At 34.8% G+C, this 15,867-nt stretch carries 12 protein-coding genes; 5 read left to right on the top strand and 7 right to left on the bottom strand.

Annotation, left to right across the window (positions count from 1 at the left end):
• Positions 1-256 precede the first annotated feature (256 nt).
• Positions 257-3,709, top strand: coding sequence for a pyruvate carboxylase (locus NNL09_RS00130; RefSeq protein ID WP_196910573.1), 3,453 nt, complete (start codon positions 257-259; stop codon positions 3,707-3,709).
• 299 nt (positions 3,710-4,008) lie between these two features.
• A complete protein-coding gene (locus NNL09_RS00125) occupies positions 4,009-4,653 on the top strand; it encodes a matrixin family metalloprotease (protein ID WP_196910572.1) in 645 nt (214 codons plus the stop codon).
• 366 nt (positions 4,654-5,019) lie between these two features.
• Here NNL09_RS00125 and NNL09_RS00120 read toward each other — a convergent pair whose 3' ends face one another.
• Positions 5,020-5,331, bottom strand: a complete 312-nt coding sequence (locus NNL09_RS00120) for a hypothetical protein (protein WP_196910571.1) — start codon at positions 5,329-5,331, stop codon at positions 5,020-5,022.
• 166 nt (positions 5,332-5,497) lie between these two features.
• On the opposite strand from NNL09_RS00120, the gene NNL09_RS00115 reads away from it, so the two are divergent.
• The 3 genes from NNL09_RS00115 to NNL09_RS00105 are packed head-to-tail and all read left to right on the top strand — an operon-like array spanning position 5,498 to position 9,858.
• A complete protein-coding gene (locus tag NNL09_RS00115; RefSeq protein WP_196910570.1) occupies positions 5,498-6,940 on the top strand; it encodes a GDSL-type esterase/lipase family protein in 1,443 nt (480 codons plus the stop codon).
• Positions 6,927-8,207 carry a GDSL-type esterase/lipase family protein gene (locus NNL09_RS00110; RefSeq protein ID WP_196910569.1) on the top strand — a complete coding sequence of 427 codons (1,281 nt, stop codon included), beginning with the start codon at positions 6,927-6,929 and terminating at the stop codon, positions 8,205-8,207. Before NNL09_RS00115 ends, NNL09_RS00110 begins: the two co-directional genes overlap by 14 nt.
• Positions 8,200-9,858 (top strand): MBOAT family protein, encoded by a 1,659-nt coding sequence (locus NNL09_RS00105; RefSeq protein ID WP_196910568.1) that lies wholly within the window; start codon positions 8,200-8,202, stop codon positions 9,856-9,858. Before NNL09_RS00110 ends, NNL09_RS00105 begins: the two co-directional genes overlap by 8 nt.
• A gap of 469 nt (positions 9,859-10,327) precedes the next feature.
• On the opposite strand, the gene NNL09_RS00100 is transcribed toward NNL09_RS00105, so the two are convergent.
• From NNL09_RS00100 to NNL09_RS00075, 6 genes are all read right to left on the bottom strand, one after another.
• A complete protein-coding gene (locus NNL09_RS00100) occupies positions 10,328-10,708 on the bottom strand; it encodes a VOC family protein (protein WP_196910567.1) in 381 nt (126 codons plus the stop codon).
• Between the two features lie 234 nt (positions 10,709-10,942).
• Positions 10,943-11,320: a hypothetical protein gene (locus NNL09_RS00095; protein WP_196910566.1), complete on the bottom strand. Its 378-nt coding sequence runs from the start codon at positions 11,318-11,320 to the stop codon at positions 10,943-10,945.
• Positions 11,321-11,729: 409 nt separating this feature from the next.
• Positions 11,730-12,248, bottom strand: coding sequence for a DUF4348 domain-containing protein (locus NNL09_RS00090; RefSeq protein WP_196910565.1), 519 nt, complete (start codon positions 12,246-12,248; stop codon positions 11,730-11,732).
• 15 nt (positions 12,249-12,263) lie between these two features.
• Entirely contained in the window at positions 12,264-13,439 is a 1,176-nt protein-coding gene (locus tag NNL09_RS00085) for a peptidoglycan DD-metalloendopeptidase family protein (protein WP_196910564.1), read from the bottom strand.
• A gap of 286 nt (positions 13,440-13,725) precedes the next feature.
• Complete coding sequence (locus NNL09_RS00080) at positions 13,726-14,214, bottom strand: hypothetical protein (RefSeq protein ID WP_196910563.1); 489 nt, start codon at positions 14,212-14,214, stop codon at positions 13,726-13,728.
• Between the two features lie 6 nt (positions 14,215-14,220).
• On the bottom strand, positions 14,221-15,150 hold the full coding sequence (locus NNL09_RS00075; RefSeq protein WP_256525641.1) for an RHS repeat-associated core domain-containing protein: 930 nt from the start codon (positions 15,148-15,150) through the stop codon (positions 14,221-14,223).
• Positions 15,151-15,867 lie beyond the last annotated feature (717 nt).

Raw genomic sequence — 15,867 nt, 5'->3', positions numbered from 1 at the left:
GAAAAATTGTTTTGGGACGTATGATCAGTAAACGATTATAACTTACAGAATCTTATAAAGAGTGTAGTTAATTTGTGTTAAGGTTATGTTATAAGATGTTATATAAGATGCTGAATTGGAGACAGAAGATTGTTAAGCATATCACAGATTGGTTTTATTTATATCAATTTTAACATTACTGTTGCACAGCATTTTTCTTATGAATATCTTCGTAGCGAATGTTCGCTAAAAATGGTTTTAACTCATAATTTATATCATGCAAATCAAAAAAGTTTTAGTAGCTAATCGAGGGGAAATTGCAATCCGTATTTTTAGAGCTTGTACAGAAATTGGATTAGAAACAGTAGGAGTGTATACCTACGAAGATCGATATTCTTTACACAGGTATAAGGCAGATGAGGCATATCAGATTGGTGAAAATAATGAACCATTAAAGCCCTATTTAAATGTAGAGGCTATTATAAAGGTTGCCAAAAGCAATAATGTAGATGCAATTCATCCTGGGTATGGATTTCTTTCTGAGAATGCAGAATTTGCACAACAATGTTTAGAAAATGATATTATATTCATCGGGCCCAAAGTATCGGTTTTACGTTCTCTGGGGGATAAGATTACCGCTAAAAAAGTGGCGATCGAGAATGATATTCCTATCATAGAAAGTAACAAAGAGGATCTTACAGATGTAAAAATAGCATTAAAAGAAGCTAAACGAATTGGGTATCCGGTAATGCTTAAAGCTGCTTCTGGAGGTGGTGGCCGAGGGATGCGAGTGATTCGAAATGATGAAGAGCTCGAAAAAGCATACCCAGAATCACGAAGAGAAGCCTTAAATGCTTTTGGAGATGATACCGTATTTCTAGAGAAGTTTGTAGAGAACCCAAAACATATCGAAATACAAATCGTGGCAGATCATCATGGTAATATGGTACATCTTTTTGAACGTGATTGTTCGGTACAACGACGCTATCAAAAAGTAATCGAATATGCTCCTTCTTTTGGAGTATCCGAATCTATAAAACAGGATTTGTATAGGTATGCTCTTGCAATATGTAAAGCAGTAGATTATAATAATATCGGTACTGTAGAATTTTTGGTTGATGAAGATCAAAGTATTTATTTTATTGAAGTAAATCCTCGTGTACAGGTAGAACACACGGTGACAGAAATTGTAACAGGAATAGACCTGATCAAAGCTCAGGTATTTATTGCAGGAGGATATAAATTATCTGATAAGCAGATTAAAATTGAAAGTCAGGAGAGCATAAAAACAACAGGATTTGCACTACAATGTAGGATTACAACAGAAGATCCCGAGAATGATTTTAAACCCGATTATGGGACTATTACAACTTATCGTAGTGCTTCTGGATTTGGGATTCGGTTAGATGCTGGTAGTGTGTATCAGGGAGTAACTATTTCACCATTCTTTGACTCGATGTTGGTTAAAATTTCGGCAAATAGTAGAACTCTTGATGGCGCATGTAGAAAAATGTTGAGAGCGCTGTCTGAGTTTAGAATACGTGGTGTAAAAACCAATATGCCGTTTTTAGCAAATATCCTAAGACACGAAACCTTCAGAAAAGGAGAGGTAACCGTTAATTTTATTCAGAATACTAAATCATTATTCACGATTAAAGAACCTCGTAATCGAGCAACCAAATTAGCTAATTTCTTAGGAGATATTATCGTAAATGGTAATCCCGATGTTAAAAAGATTGACCATACCAAAACTTTTGTAGTACCTACGGTTCCAAAATTTGATGAAACCTCGGGATATATAAAAGGAACCAAAGATTTACTTACCGAATTAGGACCAGAGAAGTTTGCAGCATGGCTCAAGAATGAAAAGAAAATTCATTTTACAGATACTACAATGCGTGATGCGCATCAAAGTTTATTGGCAACCAGAATGCGTACCTATGATATGATTAAAGTGGCAGAAGGATTTGCTAAAAATCATCCCGAAATCTTTAGTATGGAAGTTTGGGGAGGAGCTACTTTTGATGTCTGCCTTCGTTTCCTTAAAGAAAATCCGTGGGAAAGACTTCGTTCGCTACGAGAAGCAATGCCCAATCTATTGCTTCAAATGTTGATTCGTGGCTCTAATGGAGTAGGATATACAGCATATCCCGATAATTTGATAGGGAAGTTTGTAGAACAATCCTGGGAGAATGGAGTAGATGTATTTCGAATTTTTGATTCCTTAAACTGGATGAAATCCATAGCACCCTGTATCGAACATGTACGTACCAGAACACAGGGCCTTGCCGAAGGTTCCTTATGTTATACAGGAGATATTTTAGACCCAAATCGAACGAAGTATACTCTCGATTATTATATTCGACTGGCCAAAGATATCGAAAATGCAGGAGCACATATTCTGGGAATCAAAGATATGGCAGGATTGCTAAAACCATATGCCGCTTATGAATTGGTTTCGGCATTAAAATCCGAAATTAATATCCCTATACATCTGCATACTCATGATACTTCTTCGGTACAATCTGCAACATATCTCAAAGCAATTGAAGCAGGTGTAGATGTTGTAGATGTTGCTTTAGGAGGATTATCAGGGCTAACAGCACAACCTAATTTTAATGCAATAACAGAAATGATGAGATTTCATGAGCGCGAGAACGTCATGGATATCTCTAAATTAAATGAGTATTCTAACTACTGGGAGGCTGTACGCGAATATTATTATGTTTTCGAATCTGGATTAAAAGCAGGAACAGGAGAGGTATATCAACATGAAATCCCAGGAGGACAATACTCTAACTTAAAACCACAAGCACAGGGATTAGGATTAGCAGATCGCTTTCATGAAATTACTAAAATGTACGGAGAGGTAAATGAGCTTTTCGGAGATATTGTGAAGGTAACACCAAGCTCTAAAGTAGTGGGGGATATGGCGCAATACCTGGTGAGTAATAACCTAACGATAGAAGATGTAAAGGAACGGGGAGATACTATTTCATATCCACAATCGGTGGTTAGTTTGTTTAAAGGAGAATTAGGGCAGCCCGTTGGCGAATTCCCAAAAGAACTTCAGAAATCAATTCTAAAAGATCAAAAACCGTTTACAAACAGACCCAATGCACATCTGGAACCTGTTGATTTTGAAACCGAATTTACAGAGTTTGTCAAAATATTCAAAAAAGGTATGGGAAGAGAACTGGATATTACAGATTTCCTTTCTTATAAATTATACCCAAAAGTTTTTACAGGAGCCTACAATCATCACTTAAAATATGGTAATGTGATGACCATCCCAACCAAAAACTTTTTTTATGGAATGACACCCGGAGAAGAAATTATTATAAAACTTGATAGGGGAAAAATACTGTTAGTAGAATTAATATCGGTAGGGAAACCTAATGATGATGGTAAAGTAACTGTATTTTTTAAAGTAAATGGTCAAACCAGAAATGTAGAGATACAAGATCATTCGATTAAGGTAGATAAGGTAATACATGCCAAAATTGATAAGGCCGATGCTAAACAGATAGGTGCCCCTTTACAAGGATCATTATCCTCTGTATTGGTCAAAATTGGTCAGGACGTAAAGAAGAATGATCCACTATTTATCATCGAAGCCATGAAAATGGAAACCACCATCACAGCCAATGAAGATGCCGTGATTAAGAAAATTGTTCTTAAATCTGGTACGATGGTAAATGCAGATGATTTGGTGATTGTATTGAAATAATTGGGAGAGAATTAGAAGTTTTATGATCAGGTAAATAGGTTTAGTGTTCATTGTTATTTAGTTATATAAAAAAAAGAAATAGTTTTTCATCCAAATTTTTATGGTATAGGAGTAATTGATTTTGTTAAGAAATTGATTATCAATTTCTTATTTTATGGTTTTTTGCAAACCACAATTGTGATCGTTGTCCCAATGTCCCATGCATCACATTTTTTTAGCATTTATGTTTTTACTTTTAACACAATTAGTCCGGAGTGCACATCCGATTATTTAATTGTATAATTTTTAATCGTAATCCAATGAAATCAATATTTAGATTTAGCATAAAAATGTTATCGGTTGTTATATTAATGGCGATAACCATTACGGGATGTCAAAAAGATGATATAGAAGCCGTTGAAGAAGAATTAATTGAAATAGAACAACAGGAAAACTCTAGTGTCTGCAGACATAGCGCTAAAGCAGATCGCTTTACAAGATTTGCTTCTCTGGCGAGAGCTGGGAATGTGAGGTATTATATAGCTCCAAGTGTTTCTGCTGATTGGGCTTCTGCAACAAGGAGAGCTGCAAGAGCTTGGTCTCGCACTACTAATGCTATTACAATGACACGTGTTTTTAATAGAGCAACTGCCGATTTAGTGATCAGAGAAGCACCAGATCCAGGTTGGGATACTTCAGCAGCGATTGCGCAGTTTCCAGAGGCTGACGGACGAGTTGGTAATGACATTCATTTAAATGAAACCTATGTTAACCCCGGGAATGCAGCATTAACCAGAGCTTCAAGGTATTATATTATGCTTCATGAAATTGGTCACACATTTGGTTTTCAACATCATGATGCGGTGAGTTTTATGCCAGCCCGTTTTACTGACCCGGTTGTTGCTGCTTGGGGAGGAATAACTGGAGCCGACAGAAGAACAATAAGAACTCAATTTCCGAATTAATTAGTTTTATAGAACTTATCATAAACATAATTGGTAATGAAAAAAGCTGACTTTATAAGTCGGCTTTTTTTGTAGTATTTATACGATGTTTTTGATGATTATTTTATGTAATGTCATTACTGGTAGGTTTTTTACTCGTAACCCTAGCTTGAACTTGTAAAACTATCATAGTCAATATGACTTAGAATAAACAAGTAACAACTTTTTTGACTCTTGTATCACAATGATTTTGAAGTTTTCAAAACCTGTGAGAATATAAAGTATAATGTACTACGATACTATGAGTTGCTTTTTGATCACTCTCTTAAAACTTTCTTTTGAACGTAAATTTCCTTACGTCGAATTTACTTTTTGAAGAAAAAACGATTATTGTGAATCGGTAATCTCAAAAGTCTCAATACGCTCTTTTTCCTTTGTTATTGTAATTCCTTTTTCTTGAAGAAGTAATCTAATTTCGTGTATGGGGTCGGTAGCTTTTTTGATTTCGTTTAATTTCATGCCGTAGGTGTAGACTAATTTATCTTTTAAGTCCATATCAGAAGTAAAAAACTCTTTAGATGTGTTTTCGAGAAGTGGTATAAGACGTTTAATAGGAGTATAAAGTGTTGAGGTTCCTTCTTCTAATTCACCTTTTGTAATAATATATTGATTAGGAAGAGTAACCGTTAATTTGTTCACTAAATGTATACAATTAGATTCATCTTTATATATCTATCACCTTGGTAGTTTCTAAAATCTTTCTATTTTTACTAAAAAGTAGAAATATCCCCGGGAAACATTGAGAGTCAGGCCTATTCAAATATCATTATTTATCCTATTCGTATTAGGAGCATTATTTGGGCTCATGTTTTTAAGTCAAAAAGGGGGTGTTCAAAAAGCTCAAACACAGGATGATGGATTCTCGTATGAAGGGATTTCGGTTAAATACCCCACGCATACTACATTTTTGGGGTTAGAAAAAGATTCATCACTTACAAGGCAAGATATTCTAGAGGTTACTCAGATCGTAACTCCTCTGGATATCGAAACCGATGAAAGTAAAAAAGATATAGCCTTAACAGAGGAAATCAAAAAGCTTCCTGACTTCTCAAAAATTGATACAACTCGTATTGTTAGGATCAAATACCCCGAGAGTAATCCCGATTTTGCAAATGAGTTGAGAGAAAAGCTATCTTCTAGATCATGTAGGATTATACATTATGGTGATTCTCAGATCGAAGGAGATCGTATTACAGGATATCTTCGTAACAGACTTCAGGGGATGTACGGGGGTAGTGGCCCTGGGTTTCTTCCTGTGTTACCTGTGTACAACCAAATAAGTGCTATTATAGAACCAAGCGAAAATTGGCAACGTTATGCGCTTTTTGATCCAACCCAAAAAAAGTTTTCACATCGAAAATATGGAGCATATTTATCTGTTTCTCGTTTTACAGGATATCAAAAAGAGCTTCCGGATAGTACTATGGTTGATTCTTTACCAATCATCAAAGCTTCTTTAAAAATAGGGAAGTCTAAGAAAGCATATGCAAAATTCAGGTATTTTACCAATATTGGTTTGCATTATGGTAATTGTAACTTTCCGATCAAGGTATCGGTATATAATGATGGAGTTTTAATTCAGCAAGATGATTTGATTGCAGATGGCAAATACCATCAATATAAAATAAGAACAGCGACTGCACCTACAGATCTTAAAATTGAATTGGAAGGTAAAGTTAGCGCCGATTTTTATGGATTAACATTGGATGGAGGGTCTAGAGTGCAAATCGATAATGTAGCGATGCGGGGAGCTTCGGGAACCGTTTTTGCAAACTCTAATGCGACTATCTATAGCCAGATGATGAGGCAATTAAGACCCAAAATTGTTATTATGCAATATGGAGGTAATACGATGCCATATCTTAAAGATTCTACCGATGTAACCAAGTATACTAAGCGAATTGCCAGACAGATAAATTGGATTAGAAGACGAGCAAAAAATACTAGCGTTTTATTTATAGGGCCTACAGATATGTGTCTTCCGGTAAATGGTAAAATGGAAACCTACCCATTATTACCGTATCTTAATGCTGAATTAATGAAAACTTGCCTGGAAAATAATGTAGCCTACTGGAGTATGTATGATGCTATGGGCGGAAAAGGAGCGATGAAATTGTGGGTAGACGAAAAATTAACCGCCAAAGATTATATGCATTTTACCTGGAAAGGAACCAAAATAATTTCAGAACTATTTTTTACAGCCCTATACCTTGACCTCAAAGAACCTAATAACCATGATGACACGTAACAAATTATTCTTTTATGTATGGCTTTTAACATTGCCTTTGATGGCACAAACCTATGTTATAGATACCATACAGCATAAATACCCTTTTGTGAATTGGAAAGCTAATACCATAAAAATGGCAGAAAATTCACCGGCATTTAAAACACTTTTTCGCAAATTAGACACAATTGCAAAAGGTGGAAAAGAAAATTTGCACGTTTTTCATATTGGGGGATCTCATATACAAGCAGATATTTATTCGAATCGCCTACGATCATATCTTCAGATGATGAGCCCCACTGCAAAAGGACAACGGGGATTTATTTATCCGTTTAGTATAGCCAAAACGAATAACCCTGGTAATTATAGAGTAAAATATGATGGCGAATGGAAAGGATATCGATGTTCGGTTCGAAAAGACAGTGTTGCCTGGGGGTTATCGGGAGTAACAGCAGTTTTTAAAGACAGTATATCGAATGTGAAAATAATAGCGAATGGAAATAATTATCATGAAAAGATGTACGATTTTAATAAAATCAGAATTTTTTATGATAATTGGAGTGATGACTATGAGATATCTTTCAAACAAGATTCGCTGGTATCAGTAATTAAAGAAAATAAAGAAGCACATTTTATAGAATATACATTACATAAAAGTGTTGAAGAAATTGAGTTTTGTATTCGCAAAATTAAAGATGAAGAAAAGGCCGAGTTTTTGATGATGGGTATCGAATTGATGAACGATAATAATGGGATTCAATATACTTCTATTGGGGTAAATGGAGGTAGTTTTTCGTATTATAAAAGATGTCGCTTTTTTGATGATCAGTTATTGCTATACAAGCCAGATTTATTTATAGTATCCATTGGTACTAATGATGCATATCACCCCGATTTTAATCCGGATGAGTATAAAGCATACTATACAGATTTAATCAAATTAATACAAAAGGCCAATCCTGATTGTGCTGTATTGCTTACTGTACCTAATGATTCGTATTATAAAAAGAAATTTCCGAACCCGAGAACCAGAATTGCTCAAAAGATTATCTATGAAGTGGCAAAAGAGCAAAAAATGGCAGTTTGGGATTTTTATGAAATTATGGGAGGTTTTAATTCTTCAAAAGATTGGTATGCAAATAAACTAATGCCTAGAGATCGTATTCATTTTACGGTTATGGGATATCGTATAAAAGCAGATCTTTTGTTACAGGCACTGGCGCATTCATGGGAAAACGAATTGCAATTAGAGCCAAACTCTATTTTGAATCAAGTAATTAATGAATAGACTTATTGACATATTTTCTTTTTCAGAAGATTTTCCGTTAATCTTTACACAGGCGAACTTCTGGATTTTCTTTGCAGTAATATATTTTATTTATGCTATAGTGTATAGCAAAAAAAGTTTACGAAGCGCTTATCTCTTTGCCATAAGTTTACTTTTTTATTATAAAACCAGCGGCCTTTTTATTGGGATTTTACTATTTAGTACAGTAAATGATTTCTTTTTGGGTAGGGCTATTTATAAAAGTAGATCGGTACTGGTTCAAAAAACATTGGTTGCTATAAGTGTGATTATTAACCTGGGGACACTCTGTTATTTTAAATATGCCTATTTCTTTACAGAATCATATAATTTCCTTTTTCAGACCGATTACGAAGTTATTAATTACCTCGCGCAATGGACCAATACCTGGAGCGGAGTGGATTACTTTACAGTAGATAAAATTATTCTTCCTGTAGGGATTTCTTTTTACACGTTTCAAACGATTAGTTATAGTGTAGATATTTATAGAAAACAAATCAAACCATTAACATCTATTATTGATTTTGGATTTTTTGTTAGCTTTTTTCCGCAGTTGGTTGCTGGACCAATAGTAAGGGCTGCTGATTTTGTGCCTCAGATCAGAAAGGAGATAGCGATTACCAAAAGAGAATTTGGCCAGGCAACTTTTATGATCCTAAAGGGCTTGATCAAAAAAATGTTATTTGCCGATTATATTGCAGCCAATTTTATGGATCGGGTATTTGATGTCCCCGAGATGTTTTCTGGTTTTACCAATATCATGGCGATGTTTGGGTATTCGCTACAAATCTATGGTGATTTTTCTGGGTATACCGATATTGCTATTGGGTTGGCATTGCTTATGGGGTATAAACTACCGGTTAATTTTAATTCACCGTATAAAGCGATTCACTGTGGTGATTTCTGGAGACGTTGGCATATTTCGCTATCCAGCTGGCTTAAAGATTATTTATATATACCTATTGGGGGTAATCGTAATGGCTCTATTTTTTCCTATACATTTATACTGGTTTTTACATTTTTAGGAGTTTTTGCGATATCTGATTATTCGATAGCACTGTTGGCAGCTTCGGGAATAGGGGCTATGCTTATTGTTACACTGTTCTCACCCAGATTAGCCTGGCATTTTAATAGAAATGTAAATATTATGATTACCATGTTGGTCGGTGGATTATGGCACGGTGCCTCATGGAAATTTGTAATCTGGGGCGGACTTAATGGTATCGGAATTGTAGCGTACAAATATTGGCGTAAGATAAGTCCATACGAAGAATCTAAGGCCTGGTATGTCTTGCTATGGAGAATTGCACTAACTTTTGTGTTTATTACGTTTACCCGTATCTATTTTAGAGGAAACAGTATGGATCATATTGATCGCTTTTATCAGCAAGTGGTCACTAATATGGATTGGCAGAATGCCCTGGCTGTACTGTGGGAGTATCGCACTGTATTTATCGTTATGCTTTTGGGGTATATTACTCACTGGTTACCGTATCGTACCAAAGGTTGGATAGAAAACGCATTTATTAAAAGCAATATGCTTGTTAAAGCTGTAGTCGTGATAGCGGTAGCAATTGTCTGTTACCAAACCTATGCGGCCGATTTTCAACCCTTTATTTATTTCCAGTTTTAGGTAGTAAAGCGTTAGAGTAGGGGGAGGATTTGATTTTTCATTCCTATATTCTTTGAACTATTACTCATACCCGGCACAGAAAGCATTTCTGCAACATCTTAATAAACGTAAAATATTAGGTTAAGCCATCTTATTATAGAATAAGATTTAAACTAGAGAAGGATACAAGGGGGGACTTGCGAAGTACCCTCTCCCCACTGCAGAAGTACCTCTCCCTCTGTTCAAACACAGGCCAATCCTATGTTCAACAGAGGCAGCACTTCTGTTAAACACAAGTGCTGCCTCTGTTTTTAGTACCCCACCCCTCTGAAGGAAGTACCCCTAACCGAGATCATAGCGAACTATACCCACTACCATAAGTACCCCCTATGGCATGTATACCATCACCATACCTACTTATATAAGTACCCACCCCCACTTGTGTAAGTGGGTATCTGGCAATAATGTTAGTGGTTATTTTTTTCTCACATCAATTTATTGGTTGATGTAAGGCAATTCTATTTCCTTCGCTATCTTCAAATTCTGCAACAAAACCTAAGTCTCCATTTGATGTTTTTGGATACAACATTTGCCCACCACTTTCAATCGCTATTTTTAAGGTCTTGTCTATGTTTTCTGTATTGAAGTAAATTACAACTCCGTCATTTGTTGGTTTGTAGATTTCTCCCTTTGCTAATGCTCCCGAAATTCCGGTGTTTTCTTCTTCAAAAGGAAACAAAGCCATTTCATTTTTATCAATGATTTCTCTTTCAAATGTGAAGTTAAATACAGATTTATAAAATTGAATGGCTCTATCAATATCTGTAACGGGAATCTCAAAATAAACAACTGGATTACATTTCTTTGTCATCTTATTATTTTATAATTGGTTAACGATATCTTTTGATTTATCAGAATAAGAAGTTATCGTTAGTACAAAAGTAATACATAGAATACGCTATCAGGTTTTTATCATTTGTATATTCTTATCCTTCAAGCTTTGACACCACTAGCGAGACGCTAGCGGCAGCAACCTTATCAAAAAGTTGCTGCCTGATATTTTTAACGTTTTTTACTTGACTTTACCATGGAAATCGGGGCGAAATTAATCTTTTGGATAATTAATAAAATTCTTATCATCTAAAACTTTATCCCATTCTACGATTTGCTGTTTTGGATTATCTTTGTTTATAATTATTTTAAATTTTAAACCAACACAATTATTTTTGTTTCTACACCAGCCTGCAAACATAAAATCAGTTCTGGATCGAGCTTTATATTTCTTACCTTCATATTTGTACTCATAATAAATACATCTTCCATTTTTAGAACATTTTTCAAGGCTAGTAATCGTAGCTGTTGTTTCAAAAGGACTTTCTCTAACCGCAGCTTCTTCCATTGTATTATGTGCAACAACATAAGCTACTATTCCAAATATTATAATGAAAAATACTGTTCTATAATATAATTGATTCGAATTCATTTATTGATTATTTTGAACTGCTCCCGTTAGCGTCTCGCTAGTGGCACTACAGTTTAGATAACTCAAAAAACATCAATCTCTACACTGTATTATAGTTATCCTAATAATTTTTATCCTACTATAATTTATAATATACTATAGGGAAACTAAACACATATAACCAGATGTATTATAAAAATTTATAACTCCTGTTCATCTGACCAAAATACAATATTAGAGTTTCATTTTTTGATATTAGAATAAAGGATTTCAACTAAAAAAGCCACAATCTTTTTATCAATTGTGACTTCTTTTTATTTATTACTCTTACCAACCAATTTTTAAAACCACTAGCGAGACGCTAGCGGGAGCGGGGGTTTTACTTTACTTTTTGATTTAAGCTAAGATTATAAACCCAAGCTATAAGTTTTTAATTAGATTGATCTTCTATTGATATTAATAACCAACAGTTCTCTTGTTTCTCAAACTTAAATTCAACATAGATACCATTATCAATACCTAATTTTTTATAAATAGTAGTTTCTTTATTTTCGACTATTTCTACTTTGTATTTATCTGTATCTCTATTAATAGCATCTTTGTCATTACTAAAATCTATAAAAGAATAATCTTTCAAACTAAGGTTTTCAATTGAAGGATTTTCACTGTCGTAAGCATCCATTGTTGACATTTTTAGAGGAAACTGTATTCTGTTTTTCTGAAAAGCACTATCAGTAGAAAATCTAGTAAAAAAAGATTCAAAATTTAGTCCGCAATCTTTAGGAGAGTCATTTTTTTCAGATATCCTATTTGGAATATTTTGAATTACCTTTTTTTCAACGATTGTTTCTTCTTGTAAATCTGAAGTTTTATTCTCTTCTTTTTTATTATTAACACATCCTGTAAAAACAGCTAATGCTATAATCAATAATACTATTTTGTTCTTCATATTTAAATTTGTTAATTAATCTAAAATAGGTTTAGGAGGAATTATTACAGGATTAGGTGTCGGTGCTGGAACAGGTATAGTTCCTCCTCCAGGTGTTATAGGAGGTGCTGGTGTTGGCACTATTCCTCCTGATGGTAAAGGGCCTATCGGAGTTACTGTTGGTCTTGGCTCTTGTGCAGGTGTTGGAGTAGGTGTCCCTATTGGTGCTTCTACTGACAAAATAGAAAAATTAGCTCCAGCTATATTGTCATAGTAAGAAGCTTCCCAAGGACCATAACCAATCCAACTTTGAGGATCTACAATATTAGCTGTGTTATTAGCATTACCTCCCGTAGGATTATACCAATCATACCCACCTGAATTATTTTGTCTTTTAATTGCATAATGTAAATGAACTGCATATCCTCTTTCTTCTCCTCTACCAGAACCTCCTATTGCACCCACTTGTTGACCTTCTTCAACATAACTTCCTAATAGCACATCAATACGGCTCATATGAAAATACTGTGTTTGAAAAGTTCCATCAGGTGATTGAATCAAAACATTTCTACCTGCCCCACTTAAAGTTGTTTTTATTGAAACTACCTTACCTGTGTGAGTTGCCAATACAGGAGCTCCAAAATCAGTAGCTCCACCTCCTGAAAAATTAATATCTAAACCTCTATGAAAAGAGCTACAACCTGTACAAGTTCTTGGACCATACCAAGAGTCGACTCTACGTGTCCATTGATGAAAAAATTCATGAACTGGCCAAGGCATCATCCCATTAGAATCTATGAAAAAAACGGGATTATTAAAAGCATAACTATATGGAGAATCCATTTCCATGATTTCTGCAAGTGGATCAATATTCATCCATCTTCCAATAGATGCATCATAGCTTCTAGCACCAAAATCTAACCATTTTAGACCAAGCTCATTATTTTCTTCTTTATTACCAAAACCATAGTTATGATTTCTCCCTCGTAGTGTATTGTTATATCCAGAATGAGTCATGCCGAAGGGGTAGTAGTTTTTCTCTTCAATAATCTCAGAAGTAGTGATTGTACCATTCTTATCCGCATCTTTATAGGATAATCGTATATTTCCTAAATGGTCTTTATACTGGTATACATATTTATACCCATCCGCTTCATGTTCTACGATCCCTTCTACATGGTTAAAGAACTCCAGGTCGCCATTCTTATACACATAATTCCCGGCTTTCCTCCACGCCAGCTGGCCTGTTCGCTAAAAATACCCGTTGGGTATTTTCTTTACGCTCCATCCTGTTGATGAACTTCCCTCTGTGGTAATCTTTTTTAGTTTTACCCCAGTGGCGTCGTAAATATAACATATTATTAAGCGAAAGAAGTCACAATCTTTTTATCAATTGTGACTTCTTTTTATTTATTACTCTTACCTGCCAATCTTTGACGCCACTAGCGAGACGCTAGCGGGAGCGGGGGCTAAGTCAGGAGACTTTGCATAACTGGAATTAATTACATTTCCATATTCTCTTAGCAGATATACTATAAGAATCATTTTCAATATTTATCATCCAATGAGAGAAATCCTCAAAAACTATAACTGATTTATTTACATAATCACTCAAATCAATTACAAAACCTGTATCAGAAAAAAACTTCTCTTTATCGTTTGCTAGTATAAACACAACTTTATTGTTTATTAATGTTGTATAAATTTCTCTACTCTCAGAATCTGTTAATTCTATTAAGTTAGCGATTCTTCCTTGAGAAACAGTTGCAGAACTAGGTTCTTTTAAATCTATATACCAGTTAACAATATTTGAAGTTCCGCAAGTGTTTTTCGTTGTTACGATGCTCTCTAATAACCCTACTAAATCAGAACTATTAAAAACAACTAGTTTTGAATCATATTTAGCGTTATCATTTTGTGCAGCAGTAGTTAAACTAAATAGCAATACAAAGATTGGGAGCACTATATTTTGTCTTAATTGAATCATTATTTTTTAATTTTTCTTCTTCTTTGGAGCAGTTATAATTACTTCTTCCAATGAAAAACTAGGTGAATTTTGATTATAATCTTGGTATTCATTGATTGCAGGTCCATATATTTCTAAACGTGTATTATGACCTTTTCTATGCAAAAGTCTTGCCGCAGATACATCTCCTGGCGAAGGCGCAAGAAAACCTTGGAAAGGGTGAGAATGAACATGATGGTTTAACTTTCCATTCCTTTGTATGAGGGTAGTAGCACTTAATTCAGCATTTGAAAGAAAAGATGTACTTATAAACTTGTTTCCATTCGCAAAACTTGCAAAGGAAAATTCACTATTACTATTGTTAGCTGAAAATTCAAAGATGGATTTAATATCCTTAGTACTTGCATTACTTACATCCATAATTTGTAAATTTTGCTTTGTTCCATCTGATTCCGTATGAGTAGTATTTTCAATATTATTCAAAATACCTTTCTCTACTGTAACAGAATCGCCATTCCCTACATCTCCATCTCCATTAGTATCATTCTTTACAATTTCACCATTTCCATCTTTAACAATATTACCACTATCATCTCGTGTTACAGAATATAATGTATCTGTCTTATCATCTGTTTTTTTGATCAATTCTATTTTACCATTTTGATCAATTCCATAATCATCTAGTAAACCACTAGGATCAACCCTTATGATTGGATTATTCTGAACAAAGTTATAAGGTGTTAACCAATCTCTTTCTTCTGCAAGTGGATCAATAGAAATAAATCTACCTATTGTAGGATCATATTGTCTCCATTCCATTTCATATAGATTTAATCCTAAGTCTTTGGAGTGTTCCTTTCCATTATACGTATGGTGGTCATTTTTAGCACCATTCACGTCAAAATTATACCCTTCATGTTGCAATCCAAAGGGGTAATAATTTTTCTCTTGTACAATCTCAGAAGTAGTGATTGTACCGTCTTTATCGGCATCTTTATAGGAGAGTCTGATATTTCCTAAATGGTCTTGGTTTACGCAAAAAAATTAACGGTATACCCTTTTTTTGTATGGATACCTGCTCAAAAGCAAAAAATAAGAACGTTCTATCGGTCATCTATCTCTCTGCTATGCTAAAATAATAATTTAGAGTATACCCACATTACAGGATTCTGTATTTGTGCAATATAACTTCTAAAGCCAGCCGCATAATCAAAGCTATCTTTACATAATCCTTATTATACCCTCACTTCCTGTCGTCAGGGGCTATAACAGGGTTTATATAAAATAGCCGCGCACGGAAGGTTACGCGGTCGTTCAATCGGCACTATGCCTACCACTTCTAAAGCGGAAGAACCCGGCAGCATTTGCCCTCGCTGTTATTCCGCTTTAGAAGCGTTTACTTATATTTACAGTCATACGTGATTTGATTTTTAATCCTACTCACGTTGCGCAACAATAAAGCGAGGTGTTTCATCTCGCTTTTTCCGTATGAGTAAGATCGATTAATCTTGAAGTTGGAGTGCGCAAAGGCTGCAAGCGTAGTGCTTCAGCTTCAAGATTGATCATAGCCTAGTGGCGATTGAACGAAGCTGCGTTGCACGCAAAAACAAAGGCGTAGCCATAGCGGAGAGGAGCAACCGACGTAGACCGGGAGTGTAACGAAGGGATGCGCCA

It is taken from the genome of Aquimarina sp. EL_43 (assembly GCF_943422735.1).
In the GTDB taxonomy this organism is placed as follows: domain Bacteria; phylum Bacteroidota; class Bacteroidia; order Flavobacteriales; family Flavobacteriaceae; genus Aquimarina; species Aquimarina megaterium.
Note: the sequence above shows the minus strand (reverse complement) of the source record. Positions and strands in the feature narration are given on the sequence as shown.